Below are 22,828 nucleotides of genomic sequence, written 5' to 3'. Positions count from 1 at the left end.
CGATGTTACAGATTCAGGGTATTAACCAGTTTTACGGTGAAAGCCATATTCTCTGGGATCTTGATCTCAATGTGAATGAGGGGCGCTGTACCTGCTTGATGGGGCGCAATGGTGTGGGCAAAACCACCTTGTTAAAAGCCATTATGGGTCTGTTGCCGGTGGCTTCTGGGTCCATGCAATTCAAGGGCGAGGACTTGCTGAAACAATCGGCCGAGCGCCGAGCCAGCCTGGGAATTGGTTATGTGCCCCAGGGGCGGCAAATCTTTCCGCTGTTAACCGTGGAAGAAAATTTGCAGATCGGATTACCGGCACGCCGGGATAACGCCAAGCGCATCCCGCCGTTTATCTTCGAACTGTTTCCTGTTTTGCAGGAGATGTTGCACCGCCGGGGAGGCGATCTTTCCGGAGGCCAGCAGCAACAGTTGGCCATCGGCCGTGCGCTGGTTACCGATCCCTCGCTACTGATTTTGGACGAACCGACCGAGGGGATTCAGCCCAATGTGGTGCAGGAGATCGGCGATATTATTCGCAAGCTCAACCGAGAGATCGGTCTTACGGTACTCTTGGTTGAACAAAAACTGCCGTTTGCTCACAAAGTCGCGGACGATTTTTGCATTCTTGAGCGCGGGCGTAATGTGGCCATGGGGGAAATGGCGGGGCTTGGTGATGAGTTGGTGAAAAAATACCTGACCGTTTGATGCCGAGCAGCTTTCTTTTCCAGAAGGTTCGCTTTGCTAGTCAGGATTTTGCCTTATAAGGGTGCGCGCTATTTCGGTGCGCGCCTTTTTTTGGTGCAAAAATCATGAGGTGGCTAAGATCGTTCGGCTTTAAAGATTGATAATACGGGTCTGCCTAGGGTTGGTCTGGGGTTTGCAAGACTCGGTCTACAAGGTAGCCGCATGATGTTCGCAAGCAGCGATCATAATAAAACAAATGGCGGCACGAGAGTCACTGATCCGTTTGAAACAGGGGAAGCAATGCAGTCCAGTTCAGAACCGGCCCTGAGTACGCCAGATTGCGTAGCGCCGCCGCGCGAAGGGTTTGGGCAAAATCGACAATGGCTGGCTTCTCTCGAACTGGGTTTTGACCTGCGGGGGCCGCGTACGGCACTGCATCACCTTCGCCACCAGGGCCCTTTGCGGGTACAGAAACCGTTCTATCCGGAAGGTGGTTGCTGTCATGTGTATTTATTGCATCCTCCCGGGGGGCTCGTCAGCGGCGACCGGCTCGATATCAACATGACTCTTGATACTGGGTCCTCAGCATTGGTCACGACGCCTTCGGCCGGCAAGATCTACAAGAGTGACAGCCATGCTGTCGCCCAGCATCAACACCTCGATGTTCAGGTGGGTCCTCAAGCCGTGCTGGAATGGCTGCCCCAGGAAACCATTATGTTCGATGGCGCGCTAGGTCGTACCCAGGCACAGGTGAACCTGGCGGCGGATGCAAAATTTATCGGTTGGGAACTGGTCAGCCTGGGACGACCTGCCAGCGATGAGCGTTTCACCCGCGGTAGCATGTTGCAGCAGATGAGCATCTATCGCGAAGGAAAACCCCTGTTGATCGAAAAGCAGGATCTGTACGCAGACAGTGAGCTGTCGCATCAAGCCTGGGGATTGGATAACCGGGTGGTAAGCGGCAGTGCCTGGGCAACGGGATTTGAGGCTGACCCCAAAGCAGTGATCGACCAATTACGCGCCCTGAAAAGCGAAGATATTCAGGCCCGTTTTGCGATCAGCTTTCGACGTGACGTGCTTTGTGTTCGTTATCTGGGGGACGAGATGGAGGCGGCTCGACATTTCTTTATTCAAGCCTGGCAAATCATACGTCCAGTGCTATTGCAGCGAGACGGCGTCCAGCCACGCATCTGGTTAACCTGAAGCTTTGTTAGTCAATTAAGAACGTTATGCATTTAGGCATTTTTAGATAACAGCGAGATCATTATGGAATTAAGCCCCAGAGAAAAAGATAAACTGCTGCTCTTTACCGCTGCGCTGTTGGCAGAACGGCGCCGAGCTCGGGGACTAAAACTCAATTACCCCGAATCGGTCGCCCTGATCAGTGCTGAAATTCTTGAAGGTGCGCGGGATGGAAAGACCGTTGCCGAGTTGATGAGCTTTGGTCGCACCATTCTGGGTCGGGACGACCTGATGGATGGAGTGCCCGAAATGATCGATGAAATTCAGGTCGAAGCCACCTTTCCCGACGGGACCAAACTGGTCACCGTGCATGACCCTATCCAATAATACGAACAGGGAGTACGCCGATGAAACCCGGTGAGTTGCAGATAAAAGCGGGGGAGATTGAACTCAATCCCGGTCGTGAAACCTGTACCCTTAAAGTCGCCAATAGCGGTGACCGGCCGATTCAGGTTGGTTCCCATTACCATTTTTATGAAACCAATCCGGCGCTCAGGTTTGAGCGCGAGCTGAGCCGTGGCTTTCGCCTCAATATTGCCGCAGGTACGGCGGTGCGTTTTGAGCCGGGACAAAGCCGGACTGTTGAACTGGTGCGGTTTGCCGGCAAGCAACGCATCTTTGGCTTTCGCGGCGAAGTGATGGGGCCCCTGGATGATGCTCCCCAGGTGGACAGTTCTGCGATGGATTCGAGGGAGACGGAATAATGGCGACCATTACACGACAGGCTTACGCGGAAATGTACGGCCCTACCACGGGAGACCGGGTTCGCCTGGCCGATACCGAGCTGTGGATCGAGGTCGAAAAAGATTTCACCCGCTATGGCGATGAGGTTAAGTTCGGTGGCGGCAAAGTGATCCGCGACGGTATGGGGCAGAGTCAGGGGCTGTCAAACGAGGTGGTTGACACATTGATCACCAATGCTCTGATTCTGGATCATTGGGGCATCGTCAAAGCCGATGTGGGTATCAAGGAGGGGCGCATTGTCGCCATCGGCAAGGCGGGGAATCCCGATACCCAGGAGGGTGTGACCATCGAGGTTGGGCCCGGTACCGATGTTATTGCCGGAGAAGGGCAGATTCTCACCGCTGGTGCGATAGATGCTCATATTCATTTTATTTGCCCGCAACAGATCGACGAAGCCTTGATGTCTGGCGTCACCACCATGCTCGGTGGCGGCACCGGGCCATCGACGGGTACCAATGCCACCACCTGCACACCGGGTCCCTGGAATATTGGCAAAATGCTGCAAGGCACCGATCATCTGCCAATGAACTTTGGTTTTCTGGGCAAAGGTAACGCGAGCCTGCCCGGTCCGCTGGAAGAGCAGTTAACGGCTGGCACCATGGGCATGAAATTGCACGAAGACTGGGGTACCACGCCGGCGTCGATCGATAACTGTCTGAGCGTAGCCGACCGTTTCGATGTACAGGTAGCGATTCATACCGATACCCTGAATGAGTCAGGTTTTGTTGAGGATACTATTGCCGCCTTCAAGGGGCGCTCAATCCACACCTACCATACCGAAGGTGCCGGAGGCGGGCACGCACCGGACATTATCAAGGCCTGTGGTCTGGCCAATGTGCTTCCTTCGTCGACCAATCCAACGCGCCCCTACACGGTTAATACAGTGGATGAACACCTGGATATGCTGATGGTGTGTCACCATCTGGATCCGAATATTCCGGAAGATGTGGCCTTTGCCGATTCCCGTATTCGCAAGGAAACCATCGCCGCCGAGGATATTTTGCACGACCTGGGCGCCTTCTCCATGATCGCTTCCGACTCGCAGGCCATGGGACGGGTAGGGGAGGTGATTACCCGCACCTGGCAAACCGCTCACAAAATGAAAGTGCAGCGGGGGTTATTAGCCGAAGATAGTAATCTGGGCGCGGATAATTATCGCGCCAAGCGTTATGTCGCCAAGTACACCATCAATCCGGCGCTGTCCCATGGTATTGCGCACGAAGTCGGTTCGGTGGAGGTTGGTAAGCTGGCGGATCTGGTGCTCTGGAAGCCACGCTTCTTCGGCATCAAACCCTCGTTGATCATCAAGGGAGGCTTTATCGCTGCGGCGCCGATGGGTGATCCCAATGCGTCGATTCCGACACCGCAGCCGGTGCATTACCGGCCCATGTTCGGGGCGTCTCCAGCGGCGGCGGCCGCGACCAGTTTAACTTTCGTAGCGGCGGCGGCGCTTGAACGCGGGTTGGAAGCCTCGTTGGGTCTGGAGCGTAGGCTGGCGGCCTGCAAAGGCGTGCGGGAGATCGGCAAGCCGGATATGAAACTGAACAGCTACCAGCCCCACATGGAAGTCGATCCGCAAACTTACGAAGTGCGGGCAGATGGCCAGTTACTGACCTGTGAACCGGCCAGCGAACTGCCCATGGCGCAGCGTTATTTTCTCTTTTGATCGGTGCTTTATGTTGTCTGAATGGGCCCATATTCACAGCTCAAACCCGTGCATCGAACAGAAATCTCTCTGGAGCCTGACATGTTAAAAATCATCCAACGCTACCAACCGGAAGCCACGCAGGATTGCCCCCCTCGCATACCCGAGGTGCTGAGTTTGCCGTTCGAGTTGCGTTGCAAGGGACGTTTCCGTGCCAGCACCGATAGCGGGCAAGAGGTGGGGGTGTTTATCGAGCGTGGGCAGGTGTTGCAGGACGGGGATCTTCTGCAAACTGAATGTGGCCAGCTTGTTCAGGTGCGCAGCCAGGCGGAAACGGTGGTGACAGCCAGCACAGACAGTTGGCTGCAATTTGCCAAGGCCTGTTATCACCTGGGCAATCGTCATGTTCCGCTTCAGGTCGGCGAACGCTGGTTGCGCTTTCAGCCCGATCACGTGTTGGAAGAGCTGGTGCGCTTGCACGGCCTTAGCACCCTTACCGAAGCGGCTGAATTTTCACCGGAAAACGGTGCTTACGGTCATCTGGGAGGGCATTCCCATGGCGACCATGAGCATTCTCAGGGGCACTCTCATGAGCCCCCCAATAGTCATTCTCATGAAGACAGGCATGCTCATACGCATGCACATTCATAACCACCCGGCAGCAGGAAAATACAAGAATGAACACACCCCTATTGCACTTGCTCCATCTGGTCAGCCCTTCGTTGCCGATTGGTGCTTTTGCCTACTCGCAAGGTTTGGAATACGCGATTGATAGTGGTTGGTTAACGGCGGAGGGGGATCTCGATGCCTGGTTGGCCGGCGTGATGAAGGACGGTCTGGCCTGTACCGATCTTCCGGTCATTCTTCGCCAGATGCGCGCCTGGCGAACGGGTGATCAGCATGCGCTGGAACATTGGAATCAATGGTTGCTGGCCAATCGTGAAACCCATGAACTGCTTCAGGAAGAGATTCAGTTGGGTGGCACTCTCAATCGTTTATTGCAATCGCTGGCGGTGTTAACCGAACAGACCATTCAGCCCGCAGAACCCGCCTATTGCACCCTGTTTGCTATCGCCGCCTGCCATTACAACATCGACGAGGCGGATGCACTGCGCGGTTTTTGCTGGAGCTGGCTGGAAAATCAGGTGGCGGTGGCCTGTAAAACGGTGCCTTTGGGCCAGACCGCTGCGCAACAACTGTTGCACCGCTTGATGCCCAATATCGAGCAGTCGGTGCTGCAGGCACTGTCGCTGGACGATGAGGAGATGGGGGGGACCTTGCCGGGTTTTGCAATTGCCAGTGGTTGCCATGAAACCCAATATTCACGCCTGTTCCGCAGCTAGTCCTAATAGTACGCAGGGCCCCTGCCGTACCAATTGTTTTATAGAAAATGAAGGAGTCAGATTATGAGTCAACAATGTTTACGCGTAGGTGTTGGTGGGCCGGTCGGTTCGGGCAAAACCGCCCTGTTAAAAGCACTCTGTCAGGCACTGCGCGAGCATTACAATCTGGCGGTGGTGACCAACGACATCTATACCCGTGAGGATGCCCAGTTCCTGTTGCGGCACGAAGCACTGGAAGAGGATCGTATTATGGGGGTGGAGACTGGTGGTTGTCCCCATACCGCGATACGGGAAGATGCCTCCATGAACCTGGCCGCGATTGATGAACTGCAAGCGCGTCACCAAGGTCTGGAACTGGTGTTGGTCGAAAGTGGTGGGGATAACCTCAGCGCAACTTTCAGCCCCGAACTGTCCGACCTTACCCTCTATGTGATCGATGTGTCCGCCGGGGACAAGATACCCCGCAAAGGTGGTCCTGGTATCACCAAATCCGACCTGCTGATCATCAATAAAACCGACCTGGCACCCTTGGTGGGGGCCGATCTGGAGGTGATGGATCGTGATGCCAGCATGATGCGTGGGGAGCGCCCCTTTGTCTTTAGTAACCTGAAGTCGGGCAAGGGGTTGCAGACGATCATCGACTTTATCGTTACCCAGGGCATGCTGGAACCACGGGGTATCAAGGTCGCCTGATGGTTGCTGTGCGGTTTTCTGCCAGGGGCTGGTGATCTGTCTACTGCAGCGAGCCGCTATGGGATAAACTGGCGTTTTTGGGGTGGGTTCAACATGACTACCCCCGCCAGGGATTCTCAATGACACAGCCAACCGATTGCGATACCTCAGGTCTGGAAGCATCAGGCACTTCACCCATCTTCGACCCGGCCGCCCAGACCCGTGAATGGGTCGAACGTGTCGTGGTAGGCCTCAACTTTTGCCCTTTTGCCAAGCGCGAACTGATTCAGCAACGGATCAATTTTCGCATCATGGAGGAGGATCTGGAGCGAGCCCTGTGGTCACTGGTGAACGAATGCCAGCGCCTGGATGCCGATGGCAATATAGAAACATCATTACTGATCTTTCCCGCCGGCCTGAACGACTTTCACAGTTTCTTGCTCGTGGTTGAAATGGCCACCGATCTGCTTTTGGAGCAAGGCTATGAAGGCGTTTACCAGCTGGCAACCTTTCACCCGGATTACTGCTTCGAAGGCAGTGAAGCGGATGACCCGGCAAATTACACCAATCGATCACCTTACCCGACCTTGCATTTGATTCGAGAGGCCAGCCTGGAACGAGCCCTGGAACATTACCCGGATCCGGAGTCGATTCCGGAGAATAATATCAATAAGGCACGGGAACTGGGCTTGGAAAAAATGCAGCAGCTGTTAGGTAACTGTTTGACCAGCCGATAAGCTGATTATCGCCAGTGCGGTGTTTCTCCTACACAGGCGAATATCTGTGCGAACAGCTTGTGGCCAGAAAGTGTGATAAAACCCTGATATTGCTCGATTTATGAGCGTTTTACAGGCATCAGGTCTTTTTTCGGCAGTAAAGACCTATCTTATTGATCTGGTTGGAATTCTTTGCCCGATTATTGATAGCCAATTACCCTTGTATGTAAGAGATCGCTTACAATCTTTTGGCGCAATGTCGTTATATTCAAGTCACATCCAAGCATTGAGTGTCCTCCTGGATTTTGGCTCAATAGCATCACGCCAGAGCGATGCACAGCCAACCATTGATGACGGATTGCTGAATTGAGTGAACCAGTCAATAAAAGCGTGTTTTGCTCACTTTTGTTCGGTAGTATCTGTGCGCTGAATGATCTGCAATTACATGGATTGATGTAGATCGATTTTATTCTCTGAAACTTGCACAAGGATGTGTTGATGTCACAACAAAATGATCCTGTAGTCGTGCTGCCTCCGGCTACACAAATTACCCGCAATTGGGTAGAACGCGTATTGGTGGGGCTGAAGTTTTGTGCTCCTTCTAACCCAAGCCTGATTCAGGACCGAGTTCATTATCGTGTTATGGACGACGATCTTGATGACGCCATGACCTCATTGATCGAAGAGTGCGAACACCTTGATCAGAACTCGCATATTGAAAACACCCTGATGATTTTCCCAGACAATATGCAACACTTTTACTCCTTTAAACTGGTTGCTGATATGGCTCGCGAACTGATGGCCGAGCAGGGCTTCTCGGACCAGTATCAGTTGGAGCTGTTGCATCCTCATTATCGTTTCCGGGACAGCAGTGCCAAAAACCCGATTAACTACATCAAGCGCTCTCCTTATCCGACATTGCACCTGGTGCGTAAATCCTGCCTGGAATACGCCCTGTTGAATTTCCCGGAAGGGAGTGAGGACGGCGGAAAAAAAAACAGGATGTTAAAGAGGGGTGAGCAGGGCATAGCGCAGATGCAGTGTCTAGCGGGTGAGGCTTGGGAAGCCGCCTGATAACCGACCAACAAGGGAGCCTGGGCTCCCTTTTTTAATGGACCGCGCTGTGAGTTTCCCAAAGCGACCTGCCGAGGCCGTCCCCGATAGCCCTCGTTCCTCGACGGCTCGATTCATGCCTGATTCATAGCGACTTCTATTGAAACCAAACGAGCAAACAAAGCGTTATAACCCTATAACTGCCATAGCCTGTGATCGGCCCATATAGCCCATATAGCCCATATAGTCCATATAGACGTCCAAGATTCACCAATTCCCTGTTTTTCACCAGATTAAACGCGTATTGACTTGAGTTAGCTGAAAATACCCGCATATCTCTATTCAGAGTTGCCCTGGACTTCTTTTAGGCATATTCCACGGTAGCCATTCCATCATCAATTGCGCAGTCTATCGATTGTGCTCCGTTATGTTGCAAAAATGAGGGCAAACAGTTCTCATAACGTCTGTTATTAACGTTTAATCATTTTTTAGCCCAAACCTGGAACCGACATGAAACGCATATTTCTTTTTTTAATGACCAACATCGCCATCATGGTAGTGCTGAGTATTACGCTACGCCTTCTGGGAGTGGATAGCATATTGGCCGAGAATGGGTCTGATCTTAATGTTCAGGCGTTAGTGATTCTGTCAGGCGTAATCGGTTTTGGTGGCTCCTTTATCTCTCTGGCTATTTCCAAGTGGATGGCCAAGCGTATGACCGGTGCGGTCGTGATTACCACTCCATCGAATAATGTTGAAAAGTGGCTGTTGAGCACCGTTGAAAAGCAGGCCCAAATCGTAGGGATTAAAATGCCGGAAGTGGCAATTTTTCCCTCTTCCCAGATGAATGCCTTTGCCACCGGTGCGAGCAAAAACAGTGCCCTGGTAGCGGTTTCGCAAGGCCTCTTGGACAATATGGACCAGGGAGAAATTGAGGCCGTTGTCGGGCATGAAATGAGCCATGTTGCCAATGGCGATATGGTGACCCTGACCCTTATTCAAGGCGTCGTAAATACCTTTGTGGTGTTCTTGTCACGTATTATTGGCCATCTGGTTGATCGAGTGATCCTGAAGAATGAACGTGGTCATGGCATTGGTTATTTCGTCACGGTGATCGTTGCGCAAATGGTTCTGTCCATTCTTGCCAGTGTGATTGTTATGTATTTTTCCAGAAAGCGTGAGTTTATTGCCGACACGGGTGGTGCCGATTTAGCCGGGCATCAGAATATGATCAATGCCCTCAAGCGTTTGGCGCAAAAAGAGCCGGAAGCTCTCCCCGAGCAGATGGCCGCTTTTGGTATTGATGAAAAGCCTAAAAAAGGCTGGGCTCACCTGTGGTCATCCCATCCGCCAATAGAAGATCGTATTCAAGCATTGGAAGAGCGTGCCGCAAGAATGGCATCCTGATATCTTCTATAGACTGAGAGCTTGGCCGTTTTCGTGCCAAGCTCTCAGGTTGGTGACTTAGCCTGTATGTCAGGCTATTTTTTTGTCTAAAGGGACAAGAAAATAGCCAATGTTCGACCAGGCTTGCAGCGTTTAAATCTCCAATATTCCCGCTTGGCCGCTATTCAATTATTTTGATAACAATGGGCAAAATATACCGCTAGGTTTGCCGCATTGCCCTGCCTATATTAATGCCTTCATTTTTAGCGCCTGTTATCGCTATTCGGTTAGCGCTCCAGTCCTTGGGCGCCAGTCTCGATTCCGGCGGAGCAGCCCATTCGAGACAAAGGAGGCAATATGTTGGTTGTACGTAAAGGTGATGATCGCGGCGCGGCCGATTTTGGTTGGTTGAGATCCCGCCATAGCTTTTCATTTGGCAGTTATTACGACCCCCAACATATGGGGGTATCAACTCTTCGAGTGATCAATGACGATTGGGTGGCCCCGAGCGGTGGTTTTGATACCCATGGGCATCGGGATATGGAGATTATCAGTGTCGTGCTGGCCGGTGTAATAGAGCACCAGGACACAATGGGCCATCAGCACCGATTACAGCCGGGGGATGTGCAGGTGATGAGTGCGGGTACGGGCGTGCAGCACAGTGAGTACAACGCCTCTGCACAAGAGCCGTTACAGTTTTTGCAAATATGGATAGAACCCGATACCCATGGCCTGAAACCGAGCTACGCGCAGCAACACTTTGGCGAAGCCAAGGGCCAAACACTGCTTGCATCCAGAGATGCTCGAGACGGCTCGCTGCCCATTCACCAGGACGCCGATATCTATCAGTTAGTGCTCGATGCTGGCGAGCATTCCATTCCTCTCAGCGAAGGCCGTACTTGCTACCTTCACCTGTATCAGGGGGAGCTGTCGATCACAGGCCCATCAAATAACGCAGAAACACTAACCGGCGGCGATGCGGTCACCATCACCAATGAAGGGCATTTGGATTTGCAGATCAAACAACCGGGCGTCAAGGCGCTGCTGTTTGATCTGCCATAGCAATGGTCAGTGGCGAGCGGGTGCCGGCGTTAAGACACTGAGCGTTCCGGCTCCTGAAACTGTAAGTCGGCCAGGCGTCGATACAGGGGAGAGCGGGTTAACAGCTCGTGGTGTTTGCCCTGAGCGACAATTTGCCCCTGATCCATGACCACAATGGTGTCGGCGTGCAGAATGGTGGCCAGTCGATGGGCAATAATCAATGTCGTGCGGTTTTTCATCAGGGTTTCCAGCGCCTGCTGCACATGGAATTCACTTTCCGCATCGAGCGCACTGGTTGCCTCATCAAGCAGTAGAATCTTGGGGTCTTTCAAAATAGCCCGGGCAATCGCCAGGCGCTGTTTCTGCCCACCCGACAGGCGTGTCCCCTGTTCACCCAGGTGGCTGTTGTAGCCCTCAGGCAACGCCTCGATAAAATCATGGGCATGCGCGGCGCGGGCCGCAGCGATCACCTCGTCGTCGCTGGCCTCAGGCTTGCCATAACGAATGTTGTACCAGACATCGGCGGTAAACAGCGCCGGTTGTTGCGGCACCACGGCCAGTTGCTGACGCAGGCTGTGCGGGTCGAGAGCGCGAATATCATTGCCTTGCAGGGTGATCGTGCCGCTCTGGGGATCATAAAAACGTTGCAACAGTTCAAACAACGTCGATTTACCCGCCCCCGATGGCCCCACTAACGCCAGGCTCTGACCTTCGGCGATCATCAGATTCAGCTGATGCAGTGCCGCCTGTTCCGGCCGGGAAGGGTAATGAAACGAGACATCATTGAAGGACAGCAGGCTGTGCCCGGTGTTTTCACTCATGGCAACTGGCTGGGTGTCTTCGGTCGGGTTTAGCGCAACCGTATCGCTCGGCGCCCCAAGCTCGCCCCCGGGGGGAATCAGGGATTCCACATTCAGCAGACCGATCAAACGCTCGGTAGCACCGGCGGCCCGTTGCAGTTCGCCATACACTTCTGAAATGGTGGCCACCGACATGGCCATCATAATGGCATAGAAGACAAACGCGCCCAGTTCACCGCCACTCATACGGCCGGCCAGCATATCGTTACCGCCCACCCAGAGCATGCCGGTAATGGCGCCGAATACCATCAAAATCACGGCCGCAATCAGCAGGGCCCGCTGGCGCACTCGTTGCTTGGCAACCTCAAAGGCGGCCTCGACCTCTTTCCCAAAGGCCTGGCGCTCATGGCTTTCGCGGGTATAACTCTGCACGGTTTTTATGTGCTGGATAATCTCCCCGGCGTAACTGCCGACATCGGCGATCGAGTCCTGACTTTTCTTGGCCAGTTTGCGTACCCGGCGACCGTAGATCAGGATGGGCAGCAACACCAGTGGCACGCAGGAGAGCACGATCAGACTCAGCTTGAGGTTGGTGATCAGCAGCAGTATCAGGGCGCCGATCAGGGTTAATGAGCTGCGCAGCGCCATTGAAAATGAGGAGCCGATAATGGTTTGCAGCAAAGTCGTATCGGTGGTCAGCCGCGACATGATCTCGCCGCTACGGTTGGATTCAAAGTAGCTGGGGTGCAGGGTGACAATATGATTAAACACCGCCTTGCGCAGATCGGCGCTGACCCGTTCCCCCAACCAGGACACCAGATAAAAACGGGTGAAGGTGCCGATCGCCATTAGCAGCGATAACCCGACTATAAACACCACCGCCTGTTGCAGCGCCTGGCTGGATTGCGCGACAAAACCCTCGTCAATCAGCAGTCGCACTCCCTGTCCAATCGAGAGCGACACGCCGGCGGTAAGAATCAGCGCAATACAGGCTGCGATCGACGTCTTTCGATACGGCGTTACAAACTGCCAAAGCTGCAACAGTACAGAAAGCGATTTTTTGGCTGGTTTGCCCGACGCGGGCTGAGGGGAAGGTCGTGTAGTGTCGTCCGGGGTATCAGTCATATACAGGATCAATAATGAGCAGCGCGGCAGGAATGATAAGAGCAACCATCCTAATGGATTGAGGGTTTTTCGCCAGTATTTCTTCAATAATGGACTTATAAAATAGGGGGTTATCGGCGTTCTTGCTGGTGGCTACCCTGATATGGCATATACTGAAAAATGAGTCGCTCATAGGGATTGACGGTGTTGGAGGTGCGGGAATGCTACGGATTTTTATAGCCATACTTTTGGTATGCGCCTCTTCGCAGGGCCTGGCCGTTATGGCCTTAAAAGATTACTGGACGGTTGAAGAATATTTTCAACAACACCCCGAGCAGCAAAAAAAGTTCGTGGCCTTTAATCGACTGGTACAACGCCCGGGAGTACCTGTCACTTATGCCATCGATAGTCCGGTTAAAATCACCATCGTTTATCCCGGAGAACAGGCTTCCGATTATTGGCGCCGAAGTGTAGCCAGTTTTTCGGCTCGGCTCGAAGAGTTGAAAATTCCCTTTGAGATCGACTCATTGTTCACCAGGCCAGGCACCGAGTTGGCAAAACAGTCGAAGAAGATTCAGCAGAGCCTCAAGGCCGATCCCGACTATCTGGTGTTTACCCTGGATGCGCTAAGGCACCGCACTCTGCTTGAGCGAATTATGGCGCAAAGCCAAACAAAAATAATTCTGCAAAACATTACCACGCCGTTGAAATCTCTGGGTGATCGACAGCCTTTCCTTTATGTGGGTTTTGACCATCAGCTGGGCAGCCAGTTGATCGCCGAAGAATACCGAAAACGGTTTCCCGACTCGGCCCGCTACGGATTATTGAATTGGAATAAAGGCTATGTCTCAACCATGCGGGGTGGCAGCTTTGTGGCCGCATTGCAGTCCGAAGGGCGCTATTTGCTGGAGGATACCTATTATGTCAAATACGGCCGTGAAGGTGCCTTTGCGGCGGCAAAAAATATGCTGGAAAACCGTAGCGCCATCGATTTTATCTTCGCCGCCACCACCGATATTGCCTTGGGGGCCATGGACTATCTGTCCCAGTCGGGGAAAAAACAATCCATTGTTGTGAATGGCTGGGGAGGAGGCAGCGCCGAACTGGAATCCATTGCCAATAACGCGCTGGATTTTACCGTTATGCGAATGAACGATGACAACGGCGTAGCCATGGCCGAAGCCATTAAGCTGGACATTACGCAACAAGGGCATCAGGTGCCGCAGATCTATTCCGGTGCTTTCAAAATTATTACTCAGGAGACCGATCCTGCGGTGCTCAGTGAGATTAAAAAGCAAGCCTTTCGGTATTCCGGCGAATGATAAAGTTCCACCTGTACAGCGTCCTGGGCTTTTTTACCACTCTGGTTATGCTTCTGGTCGGTCTGATGAGTATCTATCCCGACTATCGGGTGGCCTCCAGTGTTATCGAATATCAGCAGCAGGAGTACGCGAAAACGGTCACACGCTTGTCGAACCTGACCATTGAGAATGCGATAGACAAGGTCTCTTCCAATGTCGAACTGCTGACCGGAAAGATAGAACACATGCTGGAGATGAACCGGCAGCTTACTGCCGATCAGATGTGGCAATCCATACACAATGTTTTCGATGATAATGAAATAGACCATTCGGAAGTGGTTTTTTTTATTCCGGTTGATCGGGAAAAAGCCATCTATACCCAGGAGTCGGACCCTCTGTATCAGCAGCTATTCTCGGAAATTCGCGCCAGTATGCCCGTCAGTGGTCCGGTCTATTTTGCGAAGGCCGATGGTCGCCTGGAGGGAGTCATGGTCAATAAAGAGATCACTCTGGAGCCGCTGGGGAAGGTGATCGGAACGGTTGTTGGCTGGTACGATCTGAAAAACAACGTATCCATGAACAATCTGGTCAGAATGAGAACAGAAGCCCTGACCGTCAACAACCATCAGCCAGACAAACCCCTCCCCGAAGGTACTGCAACGCAAGGTGTTATGTTGCAGCAGACCGGAGAAACCTATGATTACCTGGTCGCTATCGAACCTTTTCAATTGAAAACCGGTAACTATCTTCGTTTATCGTTTTCCAATTCCCCGATCGATAACCTGAGCGATGCCTTCCAGATGACAGCCATCTACAAGTCGATTGTGATCGTATTGGTTTCGCTGCTGTTTGCCCTGCTTGGCGCCTTCTGGTTGAAGCGCAAGTCAGAATATTTTGTACTGCAGCTGGAGCGTCTGATTAAAACCAAAACCCTGGCCGGTCAGAGCACTTCACATATTTATGAGATTGACAGTATCAATAAGAGCATCAGTACCATTGTTTCTGATCTGGTTCAAAGTGAATACAAGACGCGGACCATTCTTAATAATTCCGGAGCGCTGGTTTATCTTAAAGACATCAATGGCAAATACGAGTTTGCCAATAACAGCTATCTGGAAGTAACCCGTTTCAGTGAAGAGGAGGTGCTTGGTCATACCGATATTGATCTGTTTGGTGAAGAGGGGTCCAGGTTGTTCAGGGCGAACGATCATAAGGTTCTGACAGAAAACGCGGTAATCACCTTTGAAGAAAACCTGGTATCGGATAACACCGGAAAAACCTTCCTGTCGGTTAAGTTTCCGCTGCACAATCAACAGGGAGAGGTGACTTCGGTGTGTGGTTTTTCCACGGATATCAGCTATATGAAAGCCATCGAACAAGACCTGATTGTGAAGCGCAATGAAGCGGAAAAGGCCAAAAAAACCATCGAGTCGCTAAACGTTAACCTGGAATCGCTGGTACAGGTTCGTACCCAAGAACTGGAAGCTACCCGGGATGAGCTGATTCAGGCGGAGAAGCTGGCAGCACTGGGTTCTCTGGTAGCGGGGGTTGCCCACGAAATCAATACGCCGTTGGGCGTCTGTGTAACGGCTCATTCCCATATCGAAGGGATTGATGCCAGGCTGCGTAAAGCCATAGAGGAAAAAACGGTTACCAAAAGTCAGTTTGAAACCTTGCTGAAGGACAATACGGGGTCTCTCGATATACTCGGTGGCAGTCTTAAACGGTTGGTCAAATTGGTCGATAGTTTCAAACAGATTTCCGCCGATCAGGTGGGCGAAAAAGAGCGCACCTTTGAAGTCAATCGAGTGGTTGAAGATATGGTCAATACTCTGCGCCCCACCATGAAAACCAAACAGGTTCAAATCGACTTTATTCCCGCGTCTAATGTCGAAATTACCTCTTATCCGGGAGCCTTAACCCAGGTGATCGCTAATCTTGTGATCAACGCTCAAATTCATGGTTATGCCCGGCAAGGTGAGGGTGTTGTTACGGTTGGGGTAACCAACCGAGCCGAGGCGGTCGAGGTTTATGTCAGCGACCAGGGGCAAGGCATCTCCGCGGAGCATCTACCAAAAATTTTTGATCCCTTCTTTACCACCAAGCTGGGGCAGGGCAGTAGTGGCCTGGGTTTGCACATCTCCTACAACCTGGTCACCGGTACCTTGCAGGGGCAGTTGTCGGTTAAATCGAAGGAGAACCAGGGCACCTGCTTTACCATTACCTTGCCGGTCAATGGTCAGGTTTGACCGGGGCCGATGAGGGGGCAGGCTCGCTATAAACCCCATTCTCATCAATCCAGTAATCGATCAAGCGGGCCGGGGTGATATCGAAATAGGTATTATTGACTTGCACGCCCGGTAAGCTCGGCGCCCCCAGTTCATCCACCGGCATCGTCTCCAGCAGGGGCGGACCCATAGCCGGTGTGCGTTGTTTGAAGCTTTCGCAGCACACGCAAAACGGAATTGCGGCTTCCCGGGCGGCCAGAGCTAACAGCAAGGTGCCGGCCTTGTTGACCAGGCTGCCGTCGGGCAGCAGGGAGTCCGCACCGACCAGCGCGATATCCGCTTGCGGGGCGAAAAGGCCCATCTGGGCATCGGTTAACAATCGGGTTGGAATCTGCCACTCGGACAGTTGGCGCGCCAACGAATAACCCTCGTTCAAAGGGCGGGATTCGCTTACTAAGGCCTGCACATGGCTGCCCTTCAAGCGCTGGAACAGCTCCACGACCGTGCCGCTCAGGCTGTGGGTGATCAGGGTTTTATGGCCGCCGATAAACACCGCCGCCTGCTCTGCGGCCTGGCTTAAAGCGCTTTTCGAGCGCTCGATCCACCGCTCCGCCTCGGTTGCTGCCTCTAGACGGCATTGTGATAGCGACATATCAGCCAGTGATCTCACCCCATGCCACCAGTGATCGAGCAGATTCTGCACCGGCGTCATACTCGGCCGACTGGCGGACAGCTGCTGTCGCCGGTTGTCTAATAACCCAAGCAGCGCTTGCGTATCACAGGCCACGGCATCCCGGGCGCTGGCAGCCAATACCCCTAAACACTGGCGAGCCAGCGCGCTGGCGCCCTGTGTTCGGTCCTGTTGGATGTCTTGGAGTGCCTGGTTGAATTGTTGAGTGTTCATTTGTTTGATGTGTTGAATGGCCCGCTTGGCGGTTGCGCGGTCGTGCTACCGGTTGTAACAGCATAGCTGCCTTCAAAGAGCACTACATCCGTTGGGGTTAAACGGGTAAAGTACAGGTATCACCAATTTCACCGATATTGAGCGCCAATGGTGCCCCTTGACATACAGCTCGGGAGGCCGCCGCGCAAATAACGCACAAACTCCTTCGCCGAATTGATTAAAGGTTTGTAAATACTGATGTCTGTATCAAACACCCCAACCCCCAACAACCTAGCCGCCTACTGCTGGTCCATCGCCGACCTATTGCGGGGTGACTTTAAACAAAGCCAATACGGCCGCATCATCCTGCCATTTACGCTACTGCGCCGCTTGGAATGTGTTTTAGAAGAAACCAAAGAGCGGGTATTGGCCGAAGTCGAAAAAGTACAAAAAATGAACCTGCCCGAAGAGGCGCAGGAAAAGCTGCTGATTCGTGCCACGCAGTTGAATGGAAAGACGCTGAGCTTCTACAACACCTCAAAAATGGATCTATCCAAGCTGGGGCAAAACGGTATCAAACAAAACCTGGAAAGTTACATCCAAAGCTTCTCCAAAGATGCCCGTGAAATCTTTGAATACTTCAACTTTGCTGAATTTATCGGTCAGCTAAATGATGCAGATCTACTGTTCAAGGTCGTACAAAAAGTCCGCACCACCGATCTCAGCCCCAAGGCCCCTAACAATCCCAATGGTATAAGCAACCACGATATGGGCCTGGTATTTGAAGAGCTGATACGCCGCTTTGCTGAAGGCTCCAATGAAACCGCCGGGGAACACTTTACCCCCCGTGATATTGTGCGCCTCACCACCTCATTAGTATTTATGGAAGATGATGACGCCCTCACCAAGCCCGGCATCATTCGCACCATCTACGACCCCACCGCAGGTACCGGCGGCTTCCTCTCCTCGGGTATGGAATACGTGCACGAGTTAAACCCACAAGCGGTCATGCGTGCCTTTGGCCAAGAGCTTAACCCCGAGAGCTACGCCATCTGTAAAGCCGATATGCTGATCAAAGGCCAGGACGTCACCAATATCAAACTCGGCAACACCTTATCCAATGATCAGCTCTACGCCGACAAATTTGATTACATGCTCTCCAATCCGCCCTTTGGCGTGGATTGGAAAAAAATTGAATCCACCATCAAAGACGAAAACACCCTCAAGGGTTTTGAGGGCCGCTTTGGCCCAGGCTTACCGAGAGTGAGCGATGGCTCGTTATTATTCCTGCTGCACCTGATCAGCAAGTTGCGTGATGTATCAGAGGGAGGGGGTAGAATCGGCATCATCCTCAACGGTTCACCCTTGTTTACCGGTGGCGCAGGCAGTGGCGAGAGCGAAATACGCCGTTACATCCTTGAGGCCGATCTGTTAGAAACCATCGTCGCGCTACCCACCGATATGTTCTACAACACCGGCATCGCCACCTATGTGTGGGTGCTGTCGAATAAAAAGGCCGATGAGCGCAAAGGCAAGGTACAGCTGATCAACGGCGTTAACCTCTGCGGCAAGATGCGTAAATCCCTAGGCTCCAAACGCAACGAAATGAGCAGCGACGACATCGCCACTATCACCCGCAGCTTTGGTGCCTTTGAAGTGGTGGATGCCACGACTCTTGATAAATTGGGGCTGGACAAACCCACCGAACAAAAAAGCAACCGTGGCCGTCAATCGGCCAATCCTAAAGCCGAAGTGCCGAAGACATTTGCTTCCAAGATCTTCGCCACCCATGAATTTGGCTACCGCCGTATCACTATCGAGCGCCCCTTACGGGAGAGCTATCAATTCAGTGACGAGAGTTTGGCCGAATTACGTTTTGCCAACAAACCCCTAAACGCCCCCATGAAATGGCTGGCGGAAAAGTACGATGTCTTTAATAGCGAAGTGGATGTGGCTAAAACATTGGCCGAGCATCAAGAGAGCATTCGCAAACACATCAAAACCGATTTCAGCGATTTAAAAGAAGCCAAAATAAAAGAGCTGCTCAGCGAAAAACTATGGGCCTACCATACGCAACTTCATGCGCTGGGTGTATCTCTGCAATCCAGCATTGGCACAGTCCAGTGTGACAATATGAACACCTATGAAGACGTGCTTAAAAATGCCTGTAAAGAGTTAGGCATTAAGCTAGAAGCTAAAGATAAAAAAGCCATCACCAATGCCGTGAGCTGGAAAAATCCCGCCGCAGAAAAAGTCATCAAGAAAATTCACAAATCAGAACCTAATCCGTTTTACGGTTTGTTTGAAGTAGAGCTTGATGGCAAAAAACAAGTGGTCGAATATAAACCCGATGGCGACCTGCGTGATAACGAAAACGTCGCCCTGGGTCCTAAAGGGAAAGGCGAGCAGACCGTCAATGCACTGAACGAAGCCTATTTCAAAAAAGAAGTGCAACCCCATGTGCCCGATGCCTGGATAGATGCCAGCAAGACCGATGATAAAGATCAGGAAGTGGGTATTGTGGGTTATGAAGTTCCGTTTAATCGCCATTTTTATCAGTATCAGCCGCCGAGAGACTTGGAAGTGATTGATGCGGATTTGGATGCGGTGAGTGCAGAGATTATGAATCTACTGCAAGAGGTGCATTCGTAATGACTGGGAAGTATCAGGCATACCCTGAATACAAAAACACTGGAGTTGAATGGCTTGGCGAACTTCCAGTGGATTGGGGCATAACGAAGTTGAAATATACAGCCTCTATCTTTGGCCGTATAGGTTTTCGTGGCTATACAGTAAACGATATTGTAGATGAGGGAGAAGGTGCAATCGTCTTAAGCCCATCAAATATCGATGAAGATCATTTTACTCTAGAAAAAAAGACATATTTAAGCTGGGAAAAGTACTACGAGTCACCTGAAATAATGGTCGCCGATGGCGATATATTAATGGTTAAAACGGGGTCTACATTTGGTAAATCTACAATTGTGAAGAATGTAGATGAGCCAATGACGATAAACCCACAAATGGCTTTGTTTAAAGAGTCAAATCTAGACTCAAGATATTTATCTTACTTGCTAAATTCAACTTTGATTAAAGCCAAGATTGATGTCAGCAATACTGGTAGTGGTATGCCAACGATGACGCAGGAGAATATGAATAGCTTTCCTGTGCCAAGGCCAAAAGATGAGCTAGCGACGCACATCGCCAACTTCCTCGACCACGAAACCGCCAAAATCGACACCCTGATCGAAAAACAACAACAGCTGATCAAACTGCTAAAAGAAAAACGCCAGGCCGTGATCAGCCATGCCGTCACCAAAGGCCTCAACCCCAACGCCCCCATGCGCAACTCAGGTGTTGAGTGGTTAGGTGAAGTGCCGGAGCATTGGGCTATGCCCAAAATCTCACATGTAGGTCGAGTGCTGAATGGCAGCACCCCAGATAAATCTAACTTGTCATATTGGGAAGGGGGAATAGTACCTTGGTTGGCTTCTGGATGTTTGAACTCAGAAATAGTTGATGAGCCAAGCCACTTGATATCTGAAGCTGCTTATCAGAGCTGTTCTGTTGAGCTAATACCTTCTGATTCCCTATTGGTTGGGATGGTAGGTCAGGGTAAAACACGTGGTACGTCTGCAATCCTAGCTATAGATTCGTGCATTAACCAAAATATGGCTGCAATTATTCCAAATGAAAAAGTGGAAATTAGGTTTTTGTATTTTCTTTTTCAAGCGATGTATGACGACCTCAGAGAGCTAGGGCGAGGAGGAAACCAAGCAGCACTAAACTGTGAAATTATCAGCTCTATTAGAATTCCATTACCTCCAATAGAAGAGCAAAAAGCAATTGTCGATATGCTAGATGAGCTGCTAATTAAATTAAGTGATACAGATAGTTTGGGCGAGGAGCAAATTACGCTATTGCAGGAACGTCGCACAGCTCTAATTTCCGCAACCGTCACTGGAAAAATTGACGTAAGAAACTGGGTCGCTCCTTCGCATCCATGCGACCGCGACATTAGTGCATCCATGCACGTCACAACCCCAGAACAACAAATAATAGAAACAAAGACGTAGCCGCATGAGTACATTGTCAGGAGGCGGTACAGGATTTTGTTTCAGGCAAGTTCTAGGTTCCTGCACATCATCGACGTCAGAGACTGGCAGGCCCCCCAGTAAACTGTTACTCTGTCCGAAATAACCCCTGTTTTTTCGGACAAAGATTGCGCCGTGAATAACGATAAATCCATTGAAAATCAAATAGTTAGTCGTATTTACGGTGGCGGTAGGGGGTGGGCGTTTTCCAAGAAGGATTTCAGCCATTTAGGGGCCCCGGCCACGGTTGATCGCGCCCTTAGCCGTATGACCAGTAAAGGCACTATCCGCCGTGTTATGCGTGGCCTTTACGACTATCCCGCCTATAGCAAGCTGCTCAAAAAAGCGCTTAGCCCCGATATTGATCAGGTTGCCCATGCACTGGCCCGCAAGTTTGGCTGGCAAATTCAGGTGTCGGGCAATGCGGCACTGAATATTGTGGGGTTGTCCACCCAGGTGCCTACCCAATACCTGTATTTAAGTGATGGCCCCAGTAAACGCTATCAACTGGGTGCTATTGAAATACAGTTTAAGAAAACCCGCTTTACCCAGTTGGGCCTTAAATACCAGCAGAGCGAGATATTGGTACAGGCCATTCAGGCCTTGGGTGATAGGCCTCTGACAGCCGAAGAAATACAGAAGACCAGGGCCTATCTGGCCAGCACCAGCGGCTTAAAGGCGGTGGTTGAAAGCGGTGAGCTGTCTGAGCCGTTAATCAATCGGTTGTTAAAAGACACCCAGTATGTCACCAGCTGGATCATGCGTAATATTCGGCAGGCCTTATTGGAAGGCCCAGAGGCAAAACCTGGCGCTAAAGGGTAGTCCTACGGGTTAGGAAGCCAGTACAAACGGGAATAGGGAATAATTGGGAATAGGAGAAGGGAGACAGGGATACATGAAACAGGTTGCCAAACTGTCAGAGCAAGAGCGTAGCGAGCTTTTTCTTGAAACCGCCACGGCAATGGGGGTAACAGCTGCCGCAGCCGAAAAAGATTTTTGGATATGCTGGGTACTGCTGCACATATTTGAAGCCGACGATTTAAATCAGTGTTTACGCTTTAAAGGCGGTACCAGCCTTTCTAAGTGTTACAACGCCATAGAGCGATTTTCTGAAGACATTGATTTGATCTTAGATTGGACACGAGTCACCCAAGAAGATCCAACCGAATCACGCAGTAAAACCAAACAAAATACATTAAATCAATCGATTAATGAGCATGCACAACACTATATTGCTGATACGTTATTACCACGATTAATTGAGTTAATGGGCGATTTTTGTGAGTTGGCCATTGATGAAGAAGACCCACATACGGTTAATATTACCTACCCAAAAGCATTTGATTCTGAGTATTTGCGACCACAAGTGCGTTTAGAAATTGGTCCATTGGCGGCCATGCTGCCCATGGAGTGGTGCAGTGTAATGCCCTACGCAGCAGAGCATTTTCCTGGTGTGTTTGAGCAAGTCAGTGTATCGGTACCAACTATCGTGGTGGCTCGCACGTTTTGGGAAAAGCTCACCATATTACATGCCGAAGCGCATAGACCTTTGGATAAAACACTGCCTATTCGGTATGCCCGGCATTATTATGATGTGTATAAATTAGTTGAAACGGATTTATACAGTGTAGCCATGGAGCAGCCTGAATTGTTGGCGGAGGTGGTGGCCTTTAAACAGAAGTTTTATCCCAGTGGCTGGGCTAATTATGACGGCGCGACTTTTGAGGGCTTGGTATTGCAGCCTTCTGAAGATCATCTGGATTTTTTAAAAGCCGATTACCAACAAATGCAAGAAATGTTATTTGGTGATAAACCAAGCTTTGAAGATATTCTTACGGCATTGGTTGATTTAGAAAGTGACGTGCATGCACTCGCGAATAATAAAGATTAAGGAACCAG

21 protein-coding genes are annotated in these 22,828 nt (G+C 51.3%); 19 read left to right on the top strand and 2 right to left on the bottom strand.

Annotated elements, in window-relative coordinates:
- The first annotated feature begins 2 nt into the window (after positions 1 to 2).
- The 13 genes from urtE to MIB40_RS06800 all read left to right on the top strand — a co-directional run bounded on the left by urtE (position 3) and on the right by MIB40_RS06800 (position 10,540).
- On the top strand, positions 3 to 698 hold the full coding sequence (urtE, locus tag MIB40_RS06860; protein WP_249692321.1) for an urea ABC transporter ATP-binding subunit UrtE: 696 nt from the start codon (positions 3 to 5) through the stop codon (positions 696 to 698).
- A 279-nt stretch (positions 699 to 977) separates the two neighbouring features.
- Positions 978 to 1,880, top strand: a complete 903-nt coding sequence (locus tag MIB40_RS06855; protein WP_249692319.1) for an urease accessory protein UreD — start codon at positions 978 to 980, stop codon at positions 1,878 to 1,880.
- A gap of 63 nt (positions 1,881 to 1,943) precedes the next feature.
- Positions 1,944 to 2,246, top strand: a complete 303-nt coding sequence (locus MIB40_RS06850) for an urease subunit gamma (RefSeq protein WP_249692317.1) — start codon at positions 1,944 to 1,946, stop codon at positions 2,244 to 2,246.
- Between the two features lie 20 nt (positions 2,247 to 2,266).
- On the top strand, positions 2,267 to 2,623 hold the full coding sequence (locus MIB40_RS06845) for an urease subunit beta (protein WP_249692316.1): 357 nt from the start codon (positions 2,267 to 2,269) through the stop codon (positions 2,621 to 2,623).
- On the top strand, positions 2,623 to 4,329 hold the full coding sequence (gene ureC / locus MIB40_RS06840) for an urease subunit alpha (RefSeq protein ID WP_249692308.1): 1,707 nt from the start codon (positions 2,623 to 2,625) through the stop codon (positions 4,327 to 4,329). The genes MIB40_RS06845 and ureC overlap by 1 nt, the downstream gene beginning before the upstream one ends.
- A gap of 81 nt (positions 4,330 to 4,410) precedes the next feature.
- The gene (gene ureE, locus MIB40_RS06835) at positions 4,411 to 4,959 is read left to right on the top strand and encodes an urease accessory protein UreE (RefSeq protein WP_249692305.1); all 549 of its coding nucleotides are present in this window, start codon (positions 4,411 to 4,413) and stop codon (positions 4,957 to 4,959) included.
- A gap of 26 nt (positions 4,960 to 4,985) precedes the next feature.
- Positions 4,986 to 5,651, top strand: a complete 666-nt coding sequence (locus MIB40_RS06830) for an urease accessory protein UreF (RefSeq protein ID WP_249692303.1) — start codon at positions 4,986 to 4,988, stop codon at positions 5,649 to 5,651.
- A gap of 63 nt (positions 5,652 to 5,714) precedes the next feature.
- Positions 5,715 to 6,344: an urease accessory protein UreG gene (gene ureG / locus MIB40_RS06825; RefSeq protein ID WP_249692302.1), complete on the top strand. Its 630-nt coding sequence runs from the start codon at positions 5,715 to 5,717 to the stop codon at positions 6,342 to 6,344.
- 119 nt (positions 6,345 to 6,463) lie between these two features.
- Positions 6,464 to 7,060, top strand: a complete 597-nt coding sequence (locus MIB40_RS06820; RefSeq protein ID WP_249692300.1) for a DUF1415 domain-containing protein — start codon at positions 6,464 to 6,466, stop codon at positions 7,058 to 7,060.
- Between the two features lie 100 nt (positions 7,061 to 7,160).
- Complete coding sequence (locus MIB40_RS06815; RefSeq protein ID WP_249692298.1) at positions 7,161 to 7,409, top strand: hypothetical protein; 249 nt, start codon at positions 7,161 to 7,163, stop codon at positions 7,407 to 7,409.
- A 128-nt stretch (positions 7,410 to 7,537) separates the two neighbouring features.
- Positions 7,538 to 8,113 (top strand): DUF1415 family protein, encoded by a 576-nt coding sequence (locus tag MIB40_RS06810; protein ID WP_249692294.1) that lies wholly within the window; start codon positions 7,538 to 7,540, stop codon positions 8,111 to 8,113.
- 489 nt (positions 8,114 to 8,602) lie between these two features.
- Entirely contained in the window at positions 8,603 to 9,499 is an 897-nt protein-coding gene (htpX, locus tag MIB40_RS06805; protein WP_249692292.1) for a protease HtpX, read from the top strand.
- A 336-nt stretch (positions 9,500 to 9,835) separates the two neighbouring features.
- A complete protein-coding gene (locus tag MIB40_RS06800; protein ID WP_249692290.1) occupies positions 9,836 to 10,540 on the top strand; it encodes a pirin family protein in 705 nt (234 codons plus the stop codon).
- Between the two features lie 29 nt (positions 10,541 to 10,569).
- Here MIB40_RS06800 and MIB40_RS06795 read toward each other — a convergent pair whose 3' ends face one another.
- Positions 10,570 to 12,444, bottom strand: a complete 1,875-nt coding sequence (locus tag MIB40_RS06795) for an ABC transporter transmembrane domain-containing protein (RefSeq protein WP_249692285.1) — start codon at positions 12,442 to 12,444, stop codon at positions 10,570 to 10,572.
- Positions 12,445 to 12,644: 200 nt separating this feature from the next.
- Here MIB40_RS06795 and MIB40_RS06790 point away from each other — a divergent pair, with 200 nt between their 5' ends.
- Both MIB40_RS06790 and MIB40_RS06785 read left to right on the top strand, forming a co-directional pair.
- Entirely contained in the window at positions 12,645 to 13,745 is a 1,101-nt protein-coding gene (locus MIB40_RS06790) for a substrate-binding domain-containing protein (protein WP_249692283.1), read from the top strand.
- Complete coding sequence (locus tag MIB40_RS06785; protein WP_249692281.1) at positions 13,742 to 15,973, top strand: PAS domain-containing sensor histidine kinase; 2,232 nt, start codon at positions 13,742 to 13,744, stop codon at positions 15,971 to 15,973. The genes MIB40_RS06790 and MIB40_RS06785 overlap by 4 nt, the downstream gene beginning before the upstream one ends.
- Here MIB40_RS06785 and MIB40_RS06780 read toward each other — a convergent pair.
- Complete coding sequence (locus tag MIB40_RS06780) at positions 15,957 to 16,856, bottom strand: translation initiation factor eIF-2B (protein WP_249692279.1); 900 nt, start codon at positions 16,854 to 16,856, stop codon at positions 15,957 to 15,959. The two genes, MIB40_RS06785 and MIB40_RS06780, sit on opposite strands and share 17 nt — an antisense overlap.
- Positions 16,857 to 17,093: 237 nt before the next feature.
- Between MIB40_RS06780 and MIB40_RS06775 the strand changes: the two genes are divergently transcribed.
- From MIB40_RS06775 to MIB40_RS06760, 4 genes are all read left to right on the top strand, one after another.
- The gene (locus tag MIB40_RS06775) at positions 17,094 to 19,487 is read left to right on the top strand and encodes a type I restriction-modification system subunit M (RefSeq protein ID WP_249692277.1); all 2,394 of its coding nucleotides are present in this window, start codon (positions 17,094 to 17,096) and stop codon (positions 19,485 to 19,487) included.
- The gene (locus tag MIB40_RS06770) at positions 19,487 to 20,911 is read left to right on the top strand and encodes a restriction endonuclease subunit S (protein WP_249692275.1); all 1,425 of its coding nucleotides are present in this window, start codon (positions 19,487 to 19,489) and stop codon (positions 20,909 to 20,911) included. The genes MIB40_RS06775 and MIB40_RS06770 overlap by 1 nt, the downstream gene beginning before the upstream one ends.
- A gap of 153 nt (positions 20,912 to 21,064) precedes the next feature.
- The gene (locus MIB40_RS06765) at positions 21,065 to 21,751 is read left to right on the top strand and encodes a DUF6088 family protein (protein WP_249692272.1); all 687 of its coding nucleotides are present in this window, start codon (positions 21,065 to 21,067) and stop codon (positions 21,749 to 21,751) included.
- A gap of 73 nt (positions 21,752 to 21,824) precedes the next feature.
- On the top strand, positions 21,825 to 22,820 hold the full coding sequence (locus MIB40_RS06760; RefSeq protein WP_249692269.1) for a nucleotidyl transferase AbiEii/AbiGii toxin family protein: 996 nt from the start codon (positions 21,825 to 21,827) through the stop codon (positions 22,818 to 22,820).
- Positions 22,821 to 22,828: the final 8 nt, after the last annotated feature.

Origin of the sequence: Aestuariirhabdus haliotis (assembly GCF_023509475.1) — a bacterium.
GTDB classification, from domain to species: Bacteria; Pseudomonadota; Gammaproteobacteria; order Pseudomonadales; family Aestuariirhabdaceae; genus Aestuariirhabdus; species Aestuariirhabdus haliotis.
Note: the sequence above shows the minus strand (reverse complement) of the source record. Positions and strands in the feature narration are given on the sequence as shown.